A 23229-nucleotide genomic window follows, 5' to 3' on the forward strand; every position below is an offset into this window, starting at 1 on the left:
TTACCATGAGAAAAAATAATAATCGTATCCTTTTAACTACTGCCACTGAGGTCGTTTACCTTTAAGTGAAATGTATTAAGTTTATTGGTAAACGACACCAATAAAACTTAAGGAGCTATTATTGTGAAATTTAAAAAATTCATATCATACTACAGACCTTATAAACGAATTTTCGGTTTAACTTTAATTTGTTCATTACTTGTTACGGTTATAACGCTTGTAATACCATTGATTATTCGTTATATCACAGAGAATTTAATTCAACATTTCTCTGAAGTGCATGTTAAAGAAATTTACTTACTAGGTGCTGCTATGGTATTGCTCATATTGATTCAATTTTTGTGCCATATTTTTATAGATTATTATGGTCATGTTATGGGTGCAAAGATGGAGAAAGATATGAGCGAAGAGTTATATGAACATATTCAAAGCCAACCTCATCACTTTTTCGACCGAAATAGTACGGGTGGTTTGATGTCGAGATTAACGGGTGATCTTGAGAACTTATCAGAGTTATATCATCACGGTCCTGAAGATATCTTAATGTACATTATTCGTTTTATAGGTGCTGTCGTCATTCTCTTGTATATCAATGTAGAATTAACAATTGTGATGATGCTATTTATTCCTATTATGATTGTGGTTTATTGGTATTACATCAAAAAGCTCTCTTCTATCTATGAACAAGATAAAGCTACCAATGCTGAAATTCATGGATTTTTAGAAAATACGATATCAGGAATTAAAGTTACAAAATCATTTACGAATGAATCATTTGAAAGTAATCAGTATAAATCACTTAATAAAAAAGCAATTGAAATTAAAAAGAAAGTTCATAAATATGAAGCTCTATATAATGAGATTATAGGGTCAATTATTCAAGCAATGCCTGTCATCATCATTGTGCTCGGTGCATTACTAATTATGAAAAAAGAAATTTCTATCGGGGATTTGTTAGCATTTGTACTTTATGTAGGTAATATCGCAACACCTATTGAAGTACTTGTTAAGCTGTCTGTTCAATATAATGAAGGTATTTCAGGTTTTAACCGCTTCTTTAAATTAATGCAACTTAAACCGGATATAACATCAGAGAATACTCACCAACAACAAACACGACATTCAATCGGTGCTATTCAATTTGACCATGTTTACTTTCAATATGACCAAGAATATATTATCCATAATTTAAATTTAACAATCGAACACGGTGCATATATTGCGATAGTTGGCCCATCAGGTTCAGGTAAATCAACAATCGCCAATCTGCTACCAAGATTTTACGATGTTACATCAGGATCCATAAAGATTAATCATCAAGATATTAGAACGATGCCTCTTGAAGAACTCAGACAAAAAATAGGTATCGTTCAACAAGATGTCTATATATTCTCTAGTACAGTTTATGAGAATATTAAATATGGTAATCCTGAAGCTTCAATGGATGAAATTATTCATGCATCTAAATTAGCCAATGCACATGAATTTATTCAACAACTGCCAAATGGTTATCACACACAAATTGGTGAAAAAGGTGCTAAACTTTCTGGCGGTCAAAAGCAAAGACTTAGTATCGCAAGAATGTTTTTAAAAAACCCAGAAGTCGTCATCTTAGATGAAGCCACAAGTTCTTTAGATAATTTAAGTGAGAAAGTCGTTCAACAATCATTGGAACAACTGACACTCAATCGCACAACTATCGTCATCGCCCATCGATTATCAACAATTCGAAATGCAGATAACATATACGTCCTAACAAAAGAAGGCATTATAGAATCTGGTAATCACGATACACTTATAGAGAAACAAGGATTCTATTATAGAATGTATATCAACGAAGAGAACTAAATATAAGCACAATAAAAGCTGAGACAATACGTCTCAGCTTATTTCAATATATCCTTTAACGCTTCTAAATGATTAATAACATATGTCGCAAGATCGCCGTTACCAAGATTTTGATGGTCAAAGTAACATGAATCAATACCATATTCATTAGCACCAGCAATATCAGATGTTAACGTATCTCCTATCATTAAATAATGTGACACATCATCGTCTTTAATAACATTTAAACAATGATCAAAAAATTGTTTATGAGGCTTTTCAAATCCAATTTTCTCTGAAATAAAATGATCATCAAAATAATCAAAAATACCTGCGTCATTCATGCGTTTCATCTGAGTATTATAAACACCATTAGAAGCACTATAAAGATGATAACCCGCTTCTTTCAAATAACTTAATATATCTTTCCCACCATCAACCAGCTCATGATTATCATTCAATGTCTTTCTAAAAATAGCCTCTTTAGCACGCGCATCAACATTTAAATCAAATAGCTCAAAAAACTCTTTAAAGCGAGTCGTTAACACTTCATCCTTAGAAACCTTGCCCTGCTCAAGCTCTAACCATAAACGCTTGTTAATATCCTGATACTGTTTAAAATTCAATTCATTAAACACAATACCCTCAGATTCAAAAACCGCCATAATCCCTTCCCTTTCACCAGCATTAAAATCTAATAACGTATTGTCCAAATCAAATAAAATATGTTTATACATCGAAAAAACCCCTTTTAGTCTATAAGGTTATGGAATATATTATACCATTACATAAAAAAACACTCCTCGAAGTTGTTCGAGAAGTGTTGAAACCTTGATATATTTGAAATATATTAACGTTTTGAGAATTGTGGTGAACGACGAGCACCTTTAAGACCAGGTTTCTTACGTTCAAAAAACTTTAGGATTTCGTACAGTTGTATAGACTATCGTAAGCATTGATATTAAAGGATTTCTGATTTTTTCGATTGCATAGAATAGCGCCAAATATCACTCAGGGGTAACTAAAGGGTAACTAAATAAACTGCTGGCCGGTGGTTATTTCAATTTTCTTTTTCAACTGGAATCCAAAGTTCCATACTATAATTTTCTTTTTTCATATCTCCTTCAAAATATACTTCTAAATCTGGTTTGCCAGAATGACGGTATCCTTCTTCAGGAAAGAAAACTTCCATTGCGTATTTCCAGCCTTCTTGTATACATTCTGGAACTTTGCCTTTTAATTTAATAATAGCATATTCTGTTTCTTCAATTTCCATAAAATCTAAATTCATTTTTTTATCAATCTCACTCTTTCTAATATCATATGAAGCCATATAATTTAATTTATTCGCTTCATTTGTTATCAAGCATACTCCATATGATTTTCCATTACCAAAATGAGATAATTCTTTATGACTATATCTTTTATATAGCTCTAACCATGCATTTGAACATTGTTCAGCATCAATATTTTCTAAAAGAACGCCACAAACATAAATTGATTTTTTTCTTTGGATAGTAACCTCCATGTCTTTACCACCTCTAACACTGAGGGATAATTGTATAGGTGATATGACTTTATAAGCTAAACCTCTTCTAACGTCACTCGGTGTAACACCATGAAATAATTTAAACGCATGAGTGAAAGCATCAGAAGATTCATAACCATATTTTATGGCTACATCAATTATTTTTATATCTGAACTCCTTATTTCTATTGCAGCTTTAGACAATTTTCTTAATCGCATATATTCAGATAAAGTCATATTCGTTAAAATTGAAAATAATCTACTGAACATAGCATAAGAATAAGTTGATAATCGAGTAATTTCAGCTTCATCAATTTCATCATCAAGAACATTTTCAATATAACGAATGGTATCGTTAAATGATTTAATGATTACCATAAACAATCTCCTTGCTTAATCTATTTTATTGTTTAACTGGTACCATTATATCAAGAATATTTCTAGCTTTATACTGTTCAATGAAGGGTAATGACCAATCAATTTGTTGATCATAGTTACTTATAAGCAATTTATATGCAGGACCTATTTTCTCATAAAGTTCAGGAGGCTCATAATTTAAACGTAATCTCATAAAAGTACCTCCTTCAAACATAAAAGTTTTAAATCCAAATGTATCTCCATTATCTTCTTCTTTAACAATCGAACACATTCGATATTTGTTTTTTTCACCATAATCTAAACCTAAAAGCTTACGCCCTGTAAGAGATGGAAATTTCGCTTCAAATTCCGGCCAACCTTTCTGCTGATCTTCTATGCTATTGTCAATCTCTGAATAAATTAAATGAAGCTTATCTATTTGAACTTTCTGTACATTACCTAATTCTGTTTTTAATATTTCATTCATAGTTTTTCCTCCTCCTAATTAATACATAACTGTTTAAACTTATTATCTAATATTGATATTTCTTTTAAAGTATTTGATAATTTCTTGAACTCTTTATTCACACTTTCAATATGTGCTTTACTAAAATTGATTGCTATCTTTTCTTTAATCAATGCCTTCTCTTTATCAAATTCTCTTAAAAAATTACTTATATAAAGATTTCTAACAGATGCCAATCTAAAACTAAAGTATTTATGCATTTCTTCTTGCATTTCATTTAGACCATTTTGAAATATTGCTTCTGCATAATTTTCTATTACATTTTCTTCACTATGCATATATCTAGTTTTGATAATACTTATTACCGAATTATATATCTTTCTATCACAAGGTTCTGATACTTTTTTTAAGTTGCCCCACATTGAAAAAGATCCACGTTTATATTCAATATTTTTAGCTTCCCAAGATTTAATAAACTCTTTAAGAGGCACTTTCATAAATGGAAATCCTGCCGGATCATGTAAATAGATATTACTTTTTACAAATTTCGTTATACATACAAAGTGATCGACACCTAATAAATTACTATGATTTGGATTATATTTTAAATACCCCATATCTATTGGCCCAGCAATTACACTTCCATTTTCCAAATATTTATTGAGTTTGTGTATTACTTCTTCTAAAACATTTACCTCAATATCTTCTACATAAAATTCCTCAAAACCATACCCCAAAATATTCAGAGTATTGGAAATTGATTTATCAGGTAATCCATTATCAAAATATACCAATGGATATTGTGAGTTATTGTTAATTAAAGTCGCTCCATTTCCCATAGACATAATAGCTTCAATGTACTCAATAGTGTATTCATATCCATATGATTCCAATAACATCAACAAAGAATTACTATAACACAATGATGCATCGCCAAAATATTTCATACCATCCCTCCATACATACATCATATAAAATAATAGAGAAATATTATCTATTAAATTTGTACAGAAATTATAGGAAGGAAGTTAATTTAATATTCAATAAGTATATACACATTCAAAAAATATGTAATATGTATAAATACCAGAGAAAAACCAGGTCATTTCATATAGTTTCAAACAGTTTCATATCATTGATTTTTAAGCAAGCTTCACACAAAATAGTTCCCCTAGGGGTAACTAAAAGGTAATTGAATACATCAATAAAACCACAAAAAAGCACTCTTTGGAATAATCCAAAGAGTGCTTTAAACGTTGATTCAATTGAACACAAATTTGTAAGCGAACAAGTTCGCAACAACTTTGGCATATTAACGTTTTGAGAATTGTGGTGAACGACGAGCACCTTTAAGACCAGGTTTCTTACGTTCTTTCATACGTGGGTCACGTGTAAGTAATCCAGCGCGTTTTAATGATCCACGGTATTCTGGATCTGCTTCTAACAATGCACGTGCAATTCCGTGACGGATAGCTTGTGCTTGTCCAGTGAAACCTCCACCTTGAACGTTTACTAAAACATCGTAGTTACCTTTTGTTTCAGTTACATCAAATGGTTGGTTTAAATCTAAAATTAATGATTCAAATGGTAAGTAGTCACGTACGTCACGTTTGTTAATTGTTACGTTACCTTCACCAGGTACTAAACGTACACGTGCTACTGAATGTTTACGACGACCTGTGCCTTTATATTCAACTTGTGCCAATGTAGTATCCTCCTCTTAATTAACCACGTAACTCGTAGTTTTCAGGTTGTTGTGCAGCATGTGGATGCTCTGCACCAGCATATACGAATAATTTTTTACCTTGTTTTTCACCAAGTTTGCTCTTAGGTAACATACCTTTGATAGATGTTTCTAATAAACGAACTGGGTTTTTCTCTTTTAATTCACCAGCAGATACTGATTTTAATCCACCTGGGTGATTTGAGTGTCGGTAGTAAATTTTATCTTGTTCTTTATTACCTGATAAGTAGATTTTTTCAGCGTTAATGATGATAACGTTATCTCCTGTATCAACGTGTGGTGTGTAAGTTACTTTATGTTTACCGCGTAAGATTGATGCGATTTCTGATGATAAACGACCTAACGTTTGTCCTTCAGCATCAACAACGTACCATTTGCGATCGATGTTTGCTTCATTAGCCATAAATGTTTGACGCATTATAGTGTCCTCCTAAATTTTAAAAAAGTTCTGGGTTAAGATGTATATATTAACCTGTACCAAAGCTTCATACATACATCTTATTTCCTTAGTCTGATTCCTGCTTCTATATCTTAAAACACAATAAGATTCCGGGGCTTATCGTGGTGGTGATATAAAACAATACCGTTGTCTATAATATAATTTATTTGTCTTTTTGTCAATTGGTTTTAAACATTTTCTGAAGACTTTTTATTATATATTTTGATATCATTTCCGAACTCATTAATAAGTTCTGCTTTATCTAAGTAAATTTTTTCTAAATATAGCCCATGTGCTGGTGCTGTATGTGGTACTTTGTTTCGATCTTTTTCTTCTAGAAGCTGATGAATATCATCACCGCTTCTCTTCCCTTCACCGACGAGTATTAAATAAGCAACCATTACTCTTACCATATTGTAAAGAAAGCCTGATCCTGTGACGATAAATTCAAATCCGTCATCAGTTTTAACGACTTCACTTTGATAAATTGTACGTTCTTTATTTTGTACTTCAGTCTTTTGTGAACAGAAACTTGTAAAGTCATGTGTACCTATAAAATGTTGTGCAGCTTGATTCATCAAATCAATATCAACAGGTTTCTTTTGTTGTACTTTTGTGTCGTGTTCAAATACATGTCTTTCTGGATCGATATAAACTTTATAACGATATTTCTTACCTACACAATCATACCTACAGTGAAAGTCTTCATCAATTTGTTCTACACTTTGTACATGTATATCTTTAGGCAATGCTGAATTAAAAGCATATTCCCATTTATCAGGTTTAATATTTAATGGTGTATCAAAATGGAAATACTGCTCAATAGCATGCACGCCTTTATCGGTTCTGCTTGAAGGATGTATTCTTACAAATGTTTGATGCATTCTTTTTAGAATTCTCTCAAATTCATATTGCACAGTTCGTTCATGATGTTGAATTTGAAATCCCATAAACTGTCCACCGTGATATGAAATTTTCACTAACAATCTCAAAGTCTGCACCTCAATTCCTTAATAAATATAATGCTATCGCAACAACAATAATTGTTGCGAATCCAATACTATCTCTTAGTTTCCATTTTAATTTACGATAGGTTGTTCGTTGATTTGAAGCATTATAACCTCTAGCTTCCATAGCCACTGCTAAGTCATCTGCTCGTTTAAAAGCCGATATGAACATTGGTATGAGTAGTGGAATAATAGCTTTTAACCTGTTAAATATACTACCTGCTGTTACGTCAGATCCTCTCGATGTTTGTGCTTTTATGATTCTATCTAATTCATCCATTAATGTTGGGATAAATCTAAGGGATATGGACATCATCATTGCAAGTTCATGTACTGGGAACTTAGCCTTTTTTAATGGTCTCAACATTGATTCTATTGCATCTGTTAAGCTTATCGGACTTGTTGTTAACGTCATGATTGTTGAAATCATCACTAAAAGCGCAAGTCTTAAAACAATAAATGCACCTTGTACAACACCATTTTGTTCAATTGTGAATAGCTTTAAATCAATAATGACTGGTCCGCCTTTCGTCACAATTAAATGCATGATGAACGTAAAAATAAACAGCAGCATAACAGGTGTTAGTCCTTTAATTAAGAACCAAAATCTTATTTGTGCTAAATACATAATGATTAACACGGTTAACACCATAAAGCCATAAGATGCCCATGAATTACAAAAGAATATTAATATCATAAATATAAATACATACAGCATTTTCATGCGTGAATCTAATCGATGAATAATTGTATTACCAGGTATGTATCGCCCGATTATTAACTTATCAGTCATGAGGCTTCACCTGCTTTTCATACATATCTTTAAACATCTCTTCACTTGTCGCGATTTGATCAAACTTCATATTATATTTAGCTTCAACTGCTTGTTGAAGTTTAATAATATTAGGTGGTTCAAGATGCGTTTGATTCAGAAGTTCTTTATTTGTAAAAATATTAACTGGCTTATCTTCTGCAACGATTTCTCCAGCTTTAATGACTTTAACTTCATCCGCATATTTAAGTACGATATCCATTTGGTGTGAAATTAATATAACCGTAATACCGAGATTTTCATGAATGTCATTGAAGAGTTCCATCATATCATGTTGTCCTTTCGGATCTAAGCCCACTGTAGGCTCATCAAGGACAAGTATTTCAGGTTCCATAGCTAATACACCAGCAATGGCTATTCGTCGTTTCTGACCACCTGAGAGCTCAAATGGCGATTTCTTTAATATGCTACGATCCATGTTTAACAAATCCATAAGAGATTCTGCTTTTTGAATAGCTGCTTCTTTATCCATACCGTAATTGAGCGGTCCAAAAATAATATCTTTTTCAACTGTATCTTCAAATAATTGATGTTCTGCAAATTGAAAGACGATACCTACTTTTTTACGTACAGGCGCTAATTTCTTTGATTTCGTCTTCTTCGTAATATTCGTATCACCGATTGTTAATTGTCCCTCTGTCGGCTTTAATATAGCATTTAAGTGCTGAATTAATGTTGATTTACCAGAACCTGTTTGGCCAACAATGGCATAAAATTTAGATTCTGTGAATGTCGTCGAAACTTGATTTAAAGCTCTATATTGATAAGGTGTCTTTATACTGTAGTCATAAGTAACGTGATCAAACGTTATTTTCATATTCGATTCACCAACTGTTCGAATGTTGTATATTCATAATTATGATTGAGCAAGTAGTTCATTCTCATAGCAAAAGGTAAGTCTAAGCCAATTTCAGTTAAATAGGCACCTTGCTTAAATATTTCTTCAGGTATGTCTTGTTTATAAACTTCACCTTTATTCATCACAATAATCTCATCAGCATTAACAGCTTCTTCTAAATCATGTGTAATAGAGATAACTGTTAAGTGGTGTTCACTTTGAATAGATTTAATTAAGTTCATAATACTCTCTTTACCTTCAGGATCAAGCATAGCTGTCGCTTCATCTAAAATCATAATGTCTGGTGACATAGCTAATATGCCTGCAATCGCGACACGTTGTTTCTGTCCACCTGAAAGATGACTTGGTTCGAATGTTTTCATGTCTGACATGCCAACTTCCGTTAATACCTCATCAACTATTTCATGCATTACATGATAGTCTATACTTTGATTTTCCATACCGAATGCTACATCATACTCCACTGTTGAACCAATAAATTGATTATCAGGATTTTGAAATACAATACCTACATGTCTTCTCACTTCATCAATTGTATCGTTCGACAGTAGGATGCCATCAACAACGATTTCACCTTCATAATTTTGATTAATACCCATCATTAATTTAGCAATTGTAGACTTTCCAGAACCATTATGCCCGACAATGGATGTCCACTTGCCTTTTTGTATATTAAACGAAACATCGCGAAGTGCAGCTGGTTCATTTTCATCATATTTAAATGTAACGTTCGAGAACCTAATCAAATTTTCCTGCACCATAACATTCATCCTTCAACAAGTTAATTACTATATATTTTACAGTATACATACGAAATTGTAAGCATTAATTACTTTAAACATATTACCTATTATAAAATAAAATGCAATAAAAAAAATCCGTAAAAACGGATTTAAAATAAAAAAGCGCGCACTCCACCATAGACGAGTTCACGCGATAAGTCATTCAAATGTGGTGGAGTACTCTGAGCTAGACAATATCTATGTGTGGTAAACATTATCATTGCACTCATTTGCTTTGTGTGTGTTAAATAAATTGTATTTATATAGAAATGATTGAAGTGACTTTCGTCACTCCAATAAAGAATAGATTATACTAATTCAATAATTACTGATTCAGCACCGTCACCGCGACGTGGACCAACTTTCATGATACGAGTATATCCACCTTGACGCTCTTCATAGCGTGGCGCAACATCATTGAATAATTTTTGTAATGCAGTAATTGTTTTGTCATCTTCTAAGATTTTAACGTCACGAATCGTTTGAGCAGCTCTACGACGTGAAGCTAGATCACCTTTTTTACCTAAAGTAATTAAGTTATCAACAACTTTACGAACTTCTTTAGCACGAGCTTCTGTAGTCTCGATACGTTCAGAAACGATAAGTTGAGTAGCTAAGTCACGTAACATTGCTTTACGTTGATCAGAAGTACGACCTAATTTTCTGTAACCCATGAATTAACCTCCTTTATTAGTCTTCTTTTCTTAAACCAAGACCAAGATCTTCTAATTTATATTTAACTTCTTCAAGAGACTTACGACCTAAGTTTCGAACTTTCATCATATCTGCCTCAGATTTGTCTGCTAATTCTTGTACAGAATTAATTCCTGCACGTTTTAGACAGTTATAAGAACGTACTGATAAGTCTAATTCTTCGATAGACATTTCAAGTACTTTTTCTTTTTGATCTTCTTCTTTTTCAATCATGATTTCAGCATTTTGTGCTTCATCAGTTAAGTTAACAAAAATGTTTAAGTGTTCAGTCATGATTTTAGCACCTAAAGAAACAGCTTCTTGAGGAGATAATGAACCATCTGTCCACACATCGATTGTTAATTTATCATAATCACTACTTTGCCCTACACGTGTATTTTCAACTGTATAGTTCACACGATTTACTGGAGAATAAAGTGAGTCGATTGGAATGACACCAATTGGCAAATCACTTGTGTTATTTTGTTCAGCTAAAGCATATCCGCGACCTTTATTAGCAATTAAGCGCATCTTAAGGTGTCCACCTTTAGAAACTGTTGCAATTTTTAAATCTGGATTTAAAATTTCAACATCACTGTCATGCATGATATCTTTCGCAGTAACTTCACCTTCATCTTTAATATCGATTTCAAGTGTTTTGTCTTCTTCAGAGTAGATTTTTATAGCTAATTTCTTGATGTTCATAATGATAGTAGTAACATCCTCAACTACATTTTCAACTGCTGAGAATTCGTGAAGTACACCTTCAATTTCGATATTTTTAACTGCCGCACCTGGTAATGAAGATAATAGGATACGACGTAAGGAGTTGCCTAGTGTTGTACCATAACCACGTTCTAGCGGTTCAACAACGAACTTACCGAATGTAGAATCATCACTAACTTCTATTGTTTCAATTCTAGGTTTTTCGATTTCAATCATTTAAATATATCCTCCTTATAAACGTCGATTAAACTTTATTAATTTCTATCCAGTGACTCTTGAACATTAGAACTAACAAAAATTATACACGACGACGTTTTGGTGGACGACATCCGTTATGTGGAACTGGTGTTACGTCTTTAATTGCTGTGATTTCTAATCCAGCTGATTGTAACGCACGGATCGCTGATTCACGACCTGGGCCAGGACCTTTAACTGTTACTTCTACAGTTTTCAAACCGTGTTCCATAGCAGCTTTTGAAGCTGTTTCTGAAGCCATTTGAGCTGCAAAAGGTGTTGATTTTTTAGAACCTTTAAATCCTAACGCACCTGCTGAAGACCATGATAATGCATTACCGAAATCATCAGTGATCGTTACGATTGTATTGTTGAATGTTGAACGGATGTGAGCTACACCACTTTCAATATTCTTTTTAACTCTACGTTTACGAGAAACTTGTTTACGTGCCATTTATATGTGCCTCCTTTACTTATTATTTTTTCTTGTTCGCTACTGTTTTAACTGGTCCTTTACGCGTACGCGCATTATTCTTAGTGTTTTGACCACGAACTGGTAAACCACGACGGTGGCGAATTCCACGGTATGAAGCGATTTCCATTAAACGTTTAATGTTTAAGTTTCTTTCACGACGAAGGTCACCTTCAACTTTGTAACCATCTACAACTTCACGGATACGACCTAATTCGTCATCAGTTAAATCGCGAACACGTGTGTCTTCAGATACGTTTGCTTCTTTAAGAATTTTTTGTGCTGTTGTTTTTCCGATACCATATACGTAAGTTAACGAGATTACTACGCGTTTCTCACGTGGTACGTCAATACCTGCAATACGAGCCATTTATTTACACCTCTCTTTTATTAGCCTTGTTTTTGTTTGTGTTTTGGATTTTCACAAATCACCATTACTTTACCTTTACGACGAATAACTTTACATTTTTCGCAAATTGGTTTTACTGATGGTCTTACTTTCATCTTTGTATACCTCCTTGTATTTGGAGTGACGATTATTTATAACGATAAGTGATTCTTCCGCGTGTTAGGTCATACGGAGACATTTCAACTGTTACTTTGTCGCCAGGTAGAATTCTAATATAGTTCATACGGATTTTACCACTAACGTGTGCTAAAATTTCATGTCCATTTTCTAATTCTACTTTAAACATAGCGTTTGGTAAAGTATCTAATACTGTACCTTCTAATTCGATTACATCTTGTTTAGCCATGATCATTTCCCCCTTTTTCTATTCATTCTCGTGAAATACAAACGTATTTCATGTTTTAAAACCTGGTCCAAAATTAGAGACATACTTTAGGTGATTAAATCACATAGAATAAGCACAGGTTTATAAAATTGGGATGATTTAATACTTAAGATTTGCATTCGACAACACTTCAAATACTTATCGCTTCTTGTAATCACTCCGATTGTATTCCAAAAACCTAAATACTATCTTGATTCTTAAAATTGAACGCATTCACGCGTTCAAGAATCACCTAAAGCTAGGCGAATTCGGGGTGAAAGCGTCATTACTATAATGATTCAAGAATTTGAATAACATCTTCAGTAACATTATCAATTTGTCTAGAACCATCGATGTTTTTAAGGACACCTTGATTTTCATAGAAATCTAAAAGTGGTTTAGTTTGTTTAACATTAACACTTAAACGATTTGCTACTGTTTCAGGGTTATCATCTTCACGTTGATATAATTTACCACCATCAAGATCACAAACACCTTCAACTTTTGGCGGATTAAATACTAAATGATAAGTTGTTCCACATACTTCACAAATTCTTCTACCAGTTAAACGATTCATAAGTTCTTCTTCCGCAACTTCGATGTTGATAACAGCATCTACTTTACGATCTAAGTCACTTAAAATTTCATTTAATGCATCAGCTTGTTCAACTGTACGAGGAAAACCATCTAGTAAAAATCCTTTTTTCGCATCTTCTTCAGCTAGTCTTTCTCTAACGATACCTATAGTCACTTCATCTGGTACAAGTTCCCCGCGATCCATATAAGATTTAGCCTCTTTACCAAGGTCAGTCTCTTCTTTGATCGCTTTACGGAACATATCACCAGTTGAGATATGAGGAATAGGGTATTTCTTAACAATTTCACTCGCTTGAGTACCTTTACCTGCTCCAGGTAAACCCATTAAAATGATGTTCATAAAAACCCTCCTACTTGCTTATCGTCTTCTAAAGCCTCTATATTCACGTTGATTGAGTTGAGCTTCTAAAGTTTTCATTGTTTCAATTGCAACACCGATAACGATTAGTAAGCTAGTACCACCAACTTGTATTGCTTGAGGTAAATTCATTAACTTAATTGCTAAAATTGGAATAATAGAAATTACAGCTAAGAAAATTGATCCCACAAACGTTAAACGATAAAGCACTTTAGTGATGTATTTTTTAGTTTGATCTCCAGGTCTAATACCTGGTACATAACTACCTTGTTTTTGTAAGTTCTCTGCCATTTTTTCAGGATTAACCTGAACAAATGCATAAAAGTATGCGAAAGCTATAATTAAAATAACGTATACGATCATACCAATATTATGAGATGGATCTGCGTAATTAGTAACTGTTTGCGCCCATTCTTGATCTGGGAAGAACAATGTTAATGTCTTCGGAAGCATGAAGAATGCCATCGCAAAGATTACAGGAATTACACCAGCTGCATTAACTTTTAAAGGTAAATATGTTGCGTTTGCAGATAATGAACCACCTGCACCTTGAGTTTGACGTTTAGCATATTGAATAGGAATTTTACGAATTGCTTGAAGTACATAAACTGCACCAACAGTAAGTAAAATCATACCTACGAATAAACCAATCGCTTTTAACCAAGCCATAGTAGTATCATCTGCACCAACAAAACTTTGTTGGTAGAACTGAATCAATGAGTTTGGCATAGAAGATAAAATACCAGCGAAGATAATAATAGAAATACCATTACCAACACCAAATTGTGTTATCTGCTCACCTAACCACATTAAGAAAGCTGTTCCTGCAGTTAAAACAAGTGCTATTAACACATAATTTAAGACTGAAGTATTTTCAATTAAATTACCACCGAGCATATTATTAAATGAATACGACATACCTAAGCCTTGAACAAAGGCTAATACAATTGTGAAGTAACGTGTAAATTGATTAATCTTTTTACGACCAACTTCGCCTTGTTTAGACCACTCTGTAAACTTAGGTACAACATCCATTTGTAATAATTGCATTACGATTGAAGCAGTAATGTAAGGCATAATACCCATCGCTAAAATTGAGAAGTTCTGCAAGGCACCTCCACCGAATGTGTTAAACAAATCGGTAATACCTTGCGAACCTTTATTTTGATTAAAAGCATCTGGATTAACACCAGGAGCTGGAATGTAAGTTCCAACTTTAAATATAACGAGCATTGCTAGTGTGAATAATATCTTGTTACGAATATCTTTAGTCTTCAAAAAACTAATGATCGTTTCAAACATTAGATCACCTCATGCGTTCCGCCCTTACCTTCGATTGCTTCAATTGCTGAAGCTGAGAATTTATGAGCTTTTATTGTTAATTTCTTTTCTAATGAACCGTTTCCTAAAACTTTAACGCCAGATTTTTCAGATTTAACAACACCTGATTCTACTAATAACGCTGGTGTAACTTCAGTTCCATCTTCGAAACGATTTAATTGATCAAGATTAACAATTGCATATTCTTTACGGTTGATGTTAGTGAATCCACGTTTTGGTAAACGACGGAATAATGGTAATTGACCACCTTCGAAACCTAAACGAACACCGCCACCTGAACGTGCTTTTTGACCTTTAGTACCACGGCCACTTGTTTTACCGTTACCTGTAGCCATACCACGACCAACACGGTTACGTTCTTTACGAGCACCTTTAACTGGTTTCAATTCATGTAATTTCATTTTGGCACCTCCTTAATACTTTAGATGAATTTATTTTTCAGTAACTTTTACTAAGTGACTTACTTTGTTGATTTGCCCACGAATCGCAGGATTATCTTCAACTACTACAGTTGAGTTTGTTTTTTTAAGTCCTAGCGCTTGAACTGTCTTACGTTGAGTTTCAGGACGACCAATAACGCTACGAGTGAGGGTAATTTCTAATTTAGCCATAGTGTTTGTTCCCTCCTTAATTTAATAATTCTTCTACTGATTTACCGCGTAGACTAGCTACTTCTTCGGCATTTTTAAGTTCTTTAAGTCCTTCAATTGTAGCACGAACCATGTTGATTGGTGTGTTAGAACCTAATGATTTACTTAAGATATCAGTGATACCAGCAAGTTCTAATACGGCACGAACTGGTCCACCTGCAATAACACCTGTACCAGGTGCTGCTGGTTTAATTAAAACACGACCTGCACCAAAACGTCCAATAACTTGGTGAGGAGTTGTTCCTTCAACACGTGGAACTGTTACTAAGTCTTTCTTAGCATCTTCTACTGCTTTTTTAATTGCTTCAGGTACCTCTTGAGCTTTACCAGTACCGAAACCTACGCGACCATTTTTATCTCCAACAACTACTAAAGCTGTAAAACGGAAACGACGACCACCTTTAACTACTTTAGCTACACGGTTAATCGTAACTACGCGCTCTTCAAATTCTTTAACTTCTTGTTCTTTACGACGCATGAGTGTCCCTCCTTTAAATTAAAATTGAAGTCCGTTTTCACGAGCTGCATCAGCTAATGCTTTGATACGTCCGTGGTATAAATATCCTCCACGATCAAATACTACAGCGTCAACGCCTTTTTCAGCGGCACGTTTTGCAACGATTTCGCCTACTTTAGCAGCTGCTTCTACATTACCTGATTGCTCTAGGTTAAATTCTTTATCTACAGTTGATGCTTGAGCGATTGTTACACCGTTTAAGTCATCAATTACTTGAGCATAAATATGTTTGTTTGAACGATATACGTTTAAACGTGGCTTTTCGCTTGTTCCAGCTAATTTAGCACGTACGCGAGCATGTCTTTTCAAACGAACTTTATTTTTGTCGATTTTAGCGATCATGTTAGTGCTCCTTTCTTATCTTAATGATTACTTACCAGTTTTACCTTCTTTACGACGAACATATTCGCCTTCGTAACGAATACCTTTACCTTTGTAAGGTTCTGGTGGACGGATTGAACGGATATAAGATGCAATTGCACCAACACGTTCTTTTGAAATACCTTCTACTTTAACTTTAGTGTTTTTCTCTACTGATAATGTGATTCCATCTTCAGCAACGATTTCTACAGGGTGAGAATAACCAACGTTTAAGATGATATTTTTACCTTGCATTTGGGCACGGTAACCAACACCAATAAGTTCTAAGTTTTTCTCGAAACCTTTAGATACACCTTCAATCATGTTAGCGATTAACGCACGAGTTGTACCATGGATTGTTTTATGTTCTTTAGAGTCAGATGGACGTACAACTTCTAAGCTGTTGTCCTCTTGTTTATATGTCATTTCTTCATTAAAAGTACTAGTTAATTCACCTTTAGATCCTTTAACTGTTACTGTGTTACCTTCGATAGTAACTGTAACGTCTGAAGGGATTTCAATAATTTTCTTACCTACACGGCTCATTATGTGGGCACCTCCTTATAATTTTATAATTACCAGATATAAGCTAATACTTCTCCACCGATTCCACGTTGTCTAGCATCTTTATCAGTTAAAACACCTTCAGATGTAGAAACAAGTGCAATACCTAAACCGTTAAGAACTTTTGGAAGTTCGTCAGCTTTAGCATAAACACGTAAACCTGGTTTAGAAATACGTTTTAATCCTGTGATAACGCGCTCGTTGTTTTGACCATATTTAAGGAACATACGGATAACACCTTGCTTATCATCTTCGATATATTCTACGCTTTTTACGAATCCTTCTTTTTTAAGGATTTCAGCGATTTCTTTTTTAATGTTTGATGCAGGTAACTCTAATTTTTCGTGACGTACCATGTTTGCGTTACGCACGCGAGTTAACATATCTGCAATTGGATCTGACATTGTCATTTGTGTTTCCTCCTTTCATTCTTTTGAGTTTACCAGCTAGCTTTACGTACGCCAGGGATTTGGCCTTTGTATGCTAGTTCACGGAAACAAATACGGCAAAGTTTGAATTTACGATATACTGAGTGTGGACGTCCACAACGTTCACAACGAGTGTATTCACGAACTCCGAATTTTTGTTTACGTTGTTGTTTAGCGATCATTGATTTTTTAGCCACTTAATTAGCCTCCTTTATAATTAGAGATTACTTTTGAAATGGCATACCGAATTGTGTTAACAATTCACGAGCTTCCTCGTCAGTGTTAGCAGTTGTAACGATAACGATATCCATTCCTCGTACTTTACTTACTTTATCATAGTCGATTTCAGGGAAAATTAATTGTTCCTTAACACCTAAAGTGTAATTTCCACGACCGTCGAATGCTTTTTTAGAGATACCACGGAAGTCACGTACACGTGGTAATGAAACTGAGATTAATTTATCAAAGAATTCATACATTCTTTCTCCACGTAATGTAACTTTTGCACCGATTGGCATACCTTCACGAAGACGGAAAGTCGCAATAGATTTTTTAGCTTTAGTTACTAATGGTTTTTGACCAGTGATTGCTTGAAGTTCTTCAACTGCAGAGTCTAAAACTTTAGAGTTTTGAACTGCATCACCGATACCCATATTTACAACTATTTTTTCGATTTTTGGTACTTCCATAACTGAACTATAGTTAAATTTCTTAACTAACTCAGCAGAAATTTCATTATTAAACTTTTCTTTTAAACGTGTCAAAGTGGATCCTCCTTTCACTTAATAATTATTCTTTTGATGATTTGATTTCTTCGCCAGATTTTTTAGCGATACGAACTTTTTTACCATCTACTACTTTGAATCCAACACGAGTTGGCTCATTTGTCTTAGGATCAAGTAATTGAACGTTTGATACGTGGATAGTACCTTCTGTTTCTAAGATACCACCTTCTGGATTGAACTGAGTTGGTTTTTGGTGTTTTTTAATGATGTTAACACCTTCTACAACTACGCGTTCTTTCTTAGGTAATGCTTCTAAAACTTTACCAGTTTTACCTTTATCTTTACCTGAGATAACGATTACGTTGTCACCTTTACGTACGTGCATGTGTAGGCACCTCCTTAGGAATTTTGTTTTTTATCATTATAGATTAAAGTACCTCTGGCGCTAGAGAAACGATCTTCATGAAGTTACCTTCACGTAATTCACGCGCTACAGGACCGAATATACGTGTACCACGTGGACCTTTGTCATCACGGATGATTACACATGCATTTTCGTCAAATTTGATGTAAGAGCCATCTTCACGACGTACACCTGATTTAGTACGTACAACAACAGCTTTAACAACTTCACCTTTTTTAACAACGCCACCTGGTGTAGCATTTTTAACAGTAACGACGATTACATCACCAATGTTAGCTGTCTTACGACCAGATCCGCCTAAAACTTTAATTGTTAATACTTCACGAGCACCAGAGTTGTCTGCTACTTTTAAACGTGTTTCTTGTTGGATCATCTTTGTTTGACCTCCCTTATCTTTATACTTCTATTAAATAATTACTGATTCTTCAACGATTTCAACTAGACGGAAACGTTTAGTTGATGATAAAGGACGTGTTTCTGCAATCTTAACGATATCGCCCATTTTTGCTGAATTGTTTTCATCATGCGTTTTATATTTTTTTGAATATTTTACGCGTTTACCATATAATTTATGAGTTTTGTATGTTTCAACAACTACTGTAATAGTTTTATCCATTTTATCTGAAACTACTTTACCAACGTAAACTTTGCGGTCATTTCTTTCACTCACAGTAATGAACCTCCTCTACTTGATTATTTATTATCTGCTGCTTTCTCTTCTTCGATTTCTCTTTCGCGAACGATTGTTTTTAGACGTGCAATCGTCTTTTTAACTTTTCGAATGTTAGCAGTCTCTTCAAGTTGACCAGTTGCTAACTGAAAGCGTAAGTTGAATAATTGCTCTTTAGCTTCTTTGATTTCTTTTTCAATTTCAGTAGTGGTTAAATTTCTGATATCCTTAGCTTTCATTTGTGTCACCACCCAATTCTTCACGTTTTACAAACTTAGATTTAACTGGAAGTTTGTGTGCTGCAAGACGTAATGCTTCACGTGCAACTTCTTCTTGAACACCTGCAACTTCGAACAAGATACGTCCTGGTTTAACTACTGCTACCCATCCTTCAACTGCACCTTTACCTGAACCCATACGTACTTCTAAAGGTTTTTTAGTATATGGTGTATGTGGGAATATTTTGATCCATACTTTTCCGCCACGTTTCATGTAACGTGTCATTGCGATACGAGCTGATTCGATTTGACGAGAAGTAATCCAAGCTGCTGTTTGAGCTTGTAAACCGTACTCACCAAATGTTACTTCATTTCCGCCTTTTGAACGACCAGTTGTTTTTGGACGATGTTGACGACGGAATTTAACACGCTTTGGTAATAACATTATTATTTTCCTCCTTCACTAGACTTCTTTGTAGGAAGAACTTCTCCACGGTAGATCCATACTTTAACACCTAATTTACCGTAAGTAGTGTCGGCTTCTTCATGTGCGAAATCAATGTCTGCACGTAATGTATGAAGTGGAACAGTTCCTTCTGAATATTGTTCTGCACGAGCGATATCTGCGCCACCTAAACGACCAGATACTTGAGTTTTGATACCTTTAGCTCCCAATTTCATTGCACGTTGGATAGCTTGTTTTTGAGCACGACGGAAAGATACACGGTTTTCTAATTGACGAGCAATGTTATTTGCTACCAATGTTGCATCTAAATCAACTTTTTTGATTTCGATAACGTTGATGTGTACTTTTTTGTTAGTCAATGCGTTTAATTTGTTACGTAATTTTTCAATTTCTGAACCGCCTTTACCAATAACCATACCTGGTTTACCAGTGTGGATAGCGATATTGATACGGTTTGCTGCACGTTCAATTTCAACACTTGAAACTGAAGCTTCTTTTAATGCTTCTGCGATATATTTACGAACTTTTAAGTCTTCATGTAAAAGTGTTGCGAAGTCTTTACCTGCATACCACTTTGCTTCCCAGTCACGAATTACACCGACACGAAGTCCGATTGGATTAATTTTTTGACCCACTATATTCCCTCCTTAATGATTTAGTTAATTATGCTTCTTTAACTTCTTTAGCTTCTTTTTCGCCAACTACGATTGTAATGTGGCTAGTACGTTTGTTAATCGCACTTGCACGACCTTGTGCACGTGGACGGAAACGTTTCAATGTAGGTCCTTCATTAGCGTAAGCTTCTTTTACTACTAATGTGTCAGGATTTAAATCATAGTTATGTTCTGCATTTGCTAATGCTGACATTAATAATTTTTCAACAACAGGTGATGTTGCTTTGTTTGTTAATTTTAAGATGGCAATTGCTTCTGCCACTTCTTTACCTCTAATAAGATCTAAAACTAATCTCACTTTACGAGGTGCGATTCTTATTGTTCTAGCAACCGCTTTTGCTTCCATTGTGACTTCCTCCTCTTTTTAGAAATTAGCGTTTAGTCTTTTTGTCGTCTGCAGCATGACCTTTATAAGTACGTGTAGGTGCAAACTCTCCTAATTTATGTCCAACCATATCTTCAGTAATGAAAACTGGCACATGTTTACGACCATCATATACTGCTATTGTATGTCCGATGAAGTTAGGAAATACTGTTGAACGACGAGACCATGTTTTAATAACTGATTTTTTTTCACCTTCGTTTTGAGCTTCAACTTTTTTCATTAAATGATCATCAACGAAAGGTCCTTTTTTAAGACTACGAGCCATTATGGCGCCTCCCTTCTTATTTAATGCGCGCGGCATCTAAGCCGCACACGTAAATAAGGTATTATTATTTTTTCTTACGACCACGAACGATAAATTTAGATGAACGTTGGTTTTGTTTACGAGTTTTCTTACCAAGTGTTGGTTTGCCCCATGGAGACATTGGTGATTTAAGACCGATTGGTGTACGACCTTCACCACCACCGTGAGGGTGATCGTTAGGGTTCATTACAGAACCACGAACTGTAGGACGTTTACCCATCCATCTAGAACGACCAGCTTTACCAATTGTGATTAATTCGTGTTGTTCGTTACCAACTTGACCGATTGTTGCACGACAAGTAGATAAGATCATACGAACTTCACCTGATTTAAGACGAACTAGTACGTATTTACCTTCTTTACCAAGTACTTGAGCACTTGTACCAGCTGAACGGACTAATTGTCCACCTTTACCTGGTTTTAATTCGATGTTGTGAATTGTAGTACCAACTGGGATATCAGTTAATGCTAATGCATTACCTACTTTGATATCTGCATCTGGACCATTGAATACTTCTTGTCCTACTTTTAATCCTTTAGGAGCAATGATATATCTTTTTTCACCATCTGCGTATACTAATAATGCGATATTAGCTGAACGGTTTGGATCATACTCGATAGTTGCTACTTTAGCAGGAATTCCATCTTTGTTACGTTTGAAATCAATTACACGGTATTGACGTTTATGACCGCCACCTCTGTGACGAACTGTCAATTTACCTTGGTTGTTACGTCCCGCTTTTCTCGGAAGCGGTTGTAATAAAGACTTTTCAGGAGTCGTTGATGTAATTTCAGCGAAGTCTGAAGATGTCATATTACGACGACCATTTGTAATTGGCTTATACTTTTTAAGAGCCATTGTCGTTTTACCTCCTTAATGGTAATTGTTTTTAGTTAAATAGGTCTATTGAAGAACCTTCTTTTAGAGTTACGATTGCTTTACGACGTTTGTTAGTGAAACCATTGTAACGACCAACACGTTTAGCTTTTGCTTTAACGTTCATGATATTTACTGTATCAACTTTCACGTCGAAAATTTCTTCGATTGCGATTTTTACTTGTGTTTTGTTTGCACGTGTATCTACATCAAATGTGTATTTATCTAAAGCCATATCTGATGAAGATTTTTCTGTGATTACGGGGCGCTTAATAACATCTCTTGCTTCCATTATGCGAGCACCTCCTCTACTTTATCCACTGCTGCTTTAGTTATTACGACTTTACTAGAATCTAAGATATCTAATACGTTTAAGCTTTGAGCGTCGATAACTTTAACACCTGGAATGTTACGAGCTGATAATTCAACGTTGCTGTCTACAGTATCAACGATGAATAAAACTTTCTTAGAAAGTTCTAAGTTGCTCATTACATTTTTGAATTCTTTTGTTTTAGGCGCATCAAAGTTGAATGCTTCTAAAACTGTTAATTCGTTACCACTTACTTTTGAAGATAATGCAGAACGTAATGCTAAACGACGCATTTTCTTAGGCATTTTGTAAGAATAACTTCTTGGTGTAGGACCGAATACGATACCACCACCACGCCATTGTGGCGCACGGATTGTACCTTGACGAGCACGACCTGTACCTTTTTGTTTCCAAGGTTTACGTCCACCACCACGAACTGCTGAACGATTTTTAACTGCGTGAGTACCTTGGCGTAATGAAGCACGTTGTAAGTTGACTGCTTCGAATAATACGTGTTGGTTTGGTTCGATACCAAATACACTATCATTTAATTCGATAGAACCTGATTTTGATCCATCTACTTTTAATACATCAATATTAGCCATAATGTTGTTTCCTCCTT

The 23229-nt window shown here is 34.5% G+C and carries 39 protein-coding genes; 1 reads left to right on the forward strand and 38 read right to left on the reverse strand.

Going from position 1 to position 23229, the window contains the following annotated elements; genetic code table 11:
• Positions 1–123 precede the first annotated feature (123 nt).
• Complete coding sequence (locus LQ693_RS13735) at positions 124–1848, forward strand: ABC transporter ATP-binding protein (protein ID WP_107565190.1); 1725 nt, start codon at positions 124–126, stop codon at positions 1846–1848.
• A gap of 38 nt (positions 1849–1886) precedes the next feature.
• On the opposite strand, the gene LQ693_RS03000 is transcribed toward LQ693_RS13735, so the two are convergent.
• The 38 genes from LQ693_RS03000 to rplD all read right to left on the reverse strand — a co-directional run bounded on the left by LQ693_RS03000 (position 1887) and on the right by rplD (position 23212).
• Positions 1887–2564 carry a YjjG family noncanonical pyrimidine nucleotidase gene (locus LQ693_RS03000; RefSeq protein ID WP_107565189.1) on the reverse strand — a complete coding sequence of 226 codons (678 nt, stop codon included), beginning with the start codon at positions 2562–2564 and terminating at the stop codon, positions 1887–1889.
• A gap of 113 nt (positions 2565–2677) precedes the next feature.
• Positions 2678–2767: a 30S ribosomal protein S9 gene (gene rpsI, locus LQ693_RS13795; protein WP_111626126.1), complete on the reverse strand. Its 90-nt coding sequence runs from the start codon at positions 2765–2767 to the stop codon at positions 2678–2680.
• Between the two features lie 120 nt (positions 2768–2887).
• Complete coding sequence (locus LQ693_RS03005) at positions 2888–3733, reverse strand: AraC family transcriptional regulator (protein WP_101152909.1); 846 nt, start codon at positions 3731–3733, stop codon at positions 2888–2890.
• A gap of 25 nt (positions 3734–3758) precedes the next feature.
• Positions 3759–4199: a hypothetical protein gene (locus tag LQ693_RS03010; RefSeq protein ID WP_107509257.1), complete on the reverse strand. Its 441-nt coding sequence runs from the start codon at positions 4197–4199 to the stop codon at positions 3759–3761.
• Positions 4200–4213: 14 nt separating this feature from the next.
• Complete coding sequence (locus LQ693_RS03015) at positions 4214–5125, reverse strand: hypothetical protein (RefSeq protein WP_198644249.1); 912 nt, start codon at positions 5123–5125, stop codon at positions 4214–4216.
• 365 nt (positions 5126–5490) lie between these two features.
• Complete coding sequence (rpsI, locus tag LQ693_RS03020) at positions 5491–5883, reverse strand: 30S ribosomal protein S9 (protein ID WP_025906473.1); 393 nt, start codon at positions 5881–5883, stop codon at positions 5491–5493.
• A gap of 19 nt (positions 5884–5902) precedes the next feature.
• A complete protein-coding gene (gene rplM / locus LQ693_RS03025) occupies positions 5903–6340 on the reverse strand; it encodes a 50S ribosomal protein L13 (RefSeq protein WP_025906474.1) in 438 nt (145 codons plus the stop codon).
• A 209-nt stretch (positions 6341–6549) separates the two neighbouring features.
• The gene (gene truA, locus LQ693_RS03030; protein WP_103360704.1) at positions 6550–7353 is read right to left on the reverse strand and encodes a tRNA pseudouridine(38-40) synthase TruA; all 804 of its coding nucleotides are present in this window, start codon (positions 7351–7353) and stop codon (positions 6550–6552) included.
• Between the two features lie 10 nt (positions 7354–7363).
• Entirely contained in the window at positions 7364–8161 is a 798-nt protein-coding gene (locus tag LQ693_RS03035) for an energy-coupling factor transporter transmembrane component T family protein (RefSeq protein WP_119593755.1), read from the reverse strand.
• Positions 8154–9017: an energy-coupling factor transporter ATPase gene (locus LQ693_RS03040; protein WP_049320034.1), complete on the reverse strand. Its 864-nt coding sequence runs from the start codon at positions 9015–9017 to the stop codon at positions 8154–8156. Before LQ693_RS03040 ends, LQ693_RS03035 begins: the two co-directional genes overlap by 8 nt.
• Positions 9014–9820, reverse strand: a complete 807-nt coding sequence (locus LQ693_RS03045) for an energy-coupling factor transporter ATPase (RefSeq protein ID WP_025906480.1) — start codon at positions 9818–9820, stop codon at positions 9014–9016. The genes LQ693_RS03040 and LQ693_RS03045 overlap by 4 nt, the downstream gene beginning before the upstream one ends.
• Positions 9821–10149: 329 nt before the next feature.
• Entirely contained in the window at positions 10150–10515 is a 366-nt protein-coding gene (rplQ, locus tag LQ693_RS03050; RefSeq protein WP_025906481.1) for a 50S ribosomal protein L17, read from the reverse strand.
• Between the two features lie 16 nt (positions 10516–10531).
• Positions 10532–11476, reverse strand: a complete 945-nt coding sequence (locus tag LQ693_RS03055) for a DNA-directed RNA polymerase subunit alpha (protein WP_025906483.1) — start codon at positions 11474–11476, stop codon at positions 10532–10534.
• An 82-nt stretch (positions 11477–11558) separates the two neighbouring features.
• The gene (gene rpsK / locus LQ693_RS03060; protein ID WP_025906484.1) at positions 11559–11948 is read right to left on the reverse strand and encodes a 30S ribosomal protein S11; all 390 of its coding nucleotides are present in this window, start codon (positions 11946–11948) and stop codon (positions 11559–11561) included.
• A 22-nt stretch (positions 11949–11970) separates the two neighbouring features.
• Positions 11971–12336, reverse strand: coding sequence for a 30S ribosomal protein S13 (gene rpsM, locus LQ693_RS03065; RefSeq protein ID WP_048541062.1), 366 nt, complete (start codon positions 12334–12336; stop codon positions 11971–11973).
• Positions 12337–12356: 20 nt separating this feature from the next.
• Positions 12357–12470, reverse strand: coding sequence for a 50S ribosomal protein L36 (rpmJ, locus tag LQ693_RS03070; RefSeq protein WP_003156543.1), 114 nt, complete (start codon positions 12468–12470; stop codon positions 12357–12359).
• A 32-nt stretch (positions 12471–12502) separates the two neighbouring features.
• Positions 12503–12721, reverse strand: a complete 219-nt coding sequence (gene infA / locus LQ693_RS03075; RefSeq protein ID WP_001118443.1) for a translation initiation factor IF-1 — start codon at positions 12719–12721, stop codon at positions 12503–12505.
• Positions 12722–13028: 307 nt separating this feature from the next.
• Positions 13029–13676, reverse strand: a complete 648-nt coding sequence (locus LQ693_RS03080; protein ID WP_025906780.1) for an adenylate kinase — start codon at positions 13674–13676, stop codon at positions 13029–13031.
• Positions 13677–13694: 18 nt separating this feature from the next.
• The gene (gene secY / locus LQ693_RS03085) at positions 13695–14996 is read right to left on the reverse strand and encodes a preprotein translocase subunit SecY (RefSeq protein ID WP_103360706.1); all 1302 of its coding nucleotides are present in this window, start codon (positions 14994–14996) and stop codon (positions 13695–13697) included.
• Positions 14996–15436: a 50S ribosomal protein L15 gene (gene rplO / locus LQ693_RS03090; protein ID WP_049320032.1), complete on the reverse strand. Its 441-nt coding sequence runs from the start codon at positions 15434–15436 to the stop codon at positions 14996–14998. Before rplO ends, secY begins: the two co-directional genes overlap by 1 nt.
• Positions 15437–15466: 30 nt before the next feature.
• Complete coding sequence (gene rpmD / locus LQ693_RS03095) at positions 15467–15646, reverse strand: 50S ribosomal protein L30 (RefSeq protein WP_037589015.1); 180 nt, start codon at positions 15644–15646, stop codon at positions 15467–15469.
• A gap of 16 nt (positions 15647–15662) precedes the next feature.
• Positions 15663–16163 (reverse strand): 30S ribosomal protein S5, encoded by a 501-nt coding sequence (gene rpsE / locus LQ693_RS03100; protein ID WP_025906784.1) that lies wholly within the window; start codon positions 16161–16163, stop codon positions 15663–15665.
• Between the two features lie 18 nt (positions 16164–16181).
• Positions 16182–16544, reverse strand: a complete 363-nt coding sequence (gene rplR / locus LQ693_RS03105; protein WP_037589017.1) for a 50S ribosomal protein L18 — start codon at positions 16542–16544, stop codon at positions 16182–16184.
• A 27-nt stretch (positions 16545–16571) separates the two neighbouring features.
• Positions 16572–17108, reverse strand: a complete 537-nt coding sequence (gene rplF, locus LQ693_RS03110; RefSeq protein ID WP_025906786.1) for a 50S ribosomal protein L6 — start codon at positions 17106–17108, stop codon at positions 16572–16574.
• Between the two features lie 29 nt (positions 17109–17137).
• On the reverse strand, positions 17138–17536 hold the full coding sequence (rpsH, locus tag LQ693_RS03115; protein ID WP_025906787.1) for a 30S ribosomal protein S8: 399 nt from the start codon (positions 17534–17536) through the stop codon (positions 17138–17140).
• Between the two features lie 29 nt (positions 17537–17565).
• On the reverse strand, positions 17566–17751 hold the full coding sequence (locus LQ693_RS03120; protein ID WP_016998812.1) for a type Z 30S ribosomal protein S14: 186 nt from the start codon (positions 17749–17751) through the stop codon (positions 17566–17568).
• 27 nt (positions 17752–17778) lie between these two features.
• Positions 17779–18318, reverse strand: a complete 540-nt coding sequence (gene rplE / locus LQ693_RS03125; protein ID WP_025906788.1) for a 50S ribosomal protein L5 — start codon at positions 18316–18318, stop codon at positions 17779–17781.
• A 25-nt stretch (positions 18319–18343) separates the two neighbouring features.
• Positions 18344–18664, reverse strand: a complete 321-nt coding sequence (gene rplX, locus LQ693_RS03130) for a 50S ribosomal protein L24 (protein ID WP_025906789.1) — start codon at positions 18662–18664, stop codon at positions 18344–18346.
• A 43-nt stretch (positions 18665–18707) separates the two neighbouring features.
• Positions 18708–19076 carry a 50S ribosomal protein L14 gene (gene rplN, locus LQ693_RS03135; protein WP_016911102.1) on the reverse strand — a complete coding sequence of 123 codons (369 nt, stop codon included), beginning with the start codon at positions 19074–19076 and terminating at the stop codon, positions 18708–18710.
• A gap of 33 nt (positions 19077–19109) precedes the next feature.
• Positions 19110–19373, reverse strand: coding sequence for a 30S ribosomal protein S17 (rpsQ, locus tag LQ693_RS03140; RefSeq protein WP_016911101.1), 264 nt, complete (start codon positions 19371–19373; stop codon positions 19110–19112).
• Between the two features lie 23 nt (positions 19374–19396).
• Positions 19397–19612, reverse strand: a complete 216-nt coding sequence (gene rpmC, locus LQ693_RS03145) for a 50S ribosomal protein L29 (protein ID WP_016998808.1) — start codon at positions 19610–19612, stop codon at positions 19397–19399.
• Positions 19602–20036, reverse strand: coding sequence for a 50S ribosomal protein L16 (rplP, locus tag LQ693_RS03150; RefSeq protein WP_016998807.1), 435 nt, complete (start codon positions 20034–20036; stop codon positions 19602–19604). Before rplP ends, rpmC begins: the two co-directional genes overlap by 11 nt.
• A 2-nt stretch (positions 20037–20038) precedes the next feature.
• Positions 20039–20692: a 30S ribosomal protein S3 gene (rpsC, locus tag LQ693_RS03155; protein WP_025906790.1), complete on the reverse strand. Its 654-nt coding sequence runs from the start codon at positions 20690–20692 to the stop codon at positions 20039–20041.
• Between the two features lie 28 nt (positions 20693–20720).
• Positions 20721–21077: a 50S ribosomal protein L22 gene (gene rplV / locus LQ693_RS03160; RefSeq protein ID WP_025906791.1), complete on the reverse strand. Its 357-nt coding sequence runs from the start codon at positions 21075–21077 to the stop codon at positions 20721–20723.
• A 25-nt stretch (positions 21078–21102) separates the two neighbouring features.
• Entirely contained in the window at positions 21103–21381 is a 279-nt protein-coding gene (gene rpsS / locus LQ693_RS03165) for a 30S ribosomal protein S19 (protein ID WP_025906792.1), read from the reverse strand.
• Positions 21382–21445: 64 nt separating this feature from the next.
• Complete coding sequence (gene rplB / locus LQ693_RS03170) at positions 21446–22279, reverse strand: 50S ribosomal protein L2 (protein ID WP_025906793.1); 834 nt, start codon at positions 22277–22279, stop codon at positions 21446–21448.
• A 31-nt stretch (positions 22280–22310) separates the two neighbouring features.
• Entirely contained in the window at positions 22311–22589 is a 279-nt protein-coding gene (rplW, locus tag LQ693_RS03175; protein WP_025906794.1) for a 50S ribosomal protein L23, read from the reverse strand.
• Positions 22589–23212 (reverse strand): 50S ribosomal protein L4, encoded by a 624-nt coding sequence (gene rplD / locus LQ693_RS03180; protein ID WP_025906795.1) that lies wholly within the window; start codon positions 23210–23212, stop codon positions 22589–22591. The genes rplW and rplD overlap by 1 nt, the downstream gene beginning before the upstream one ends.
• Positions 23213–23229: the final 17 nt, after the last annotated feature.

The organism is Mammaliicoccus sp. B-M6, from assembly GCF_022386965.1.
GTDB lineage: Bacteria > Bacillota > Bacilli > Staphylococcales > Staphylococcaceae > Mammaliicoccus > Mammaliicoccus sciuri_A.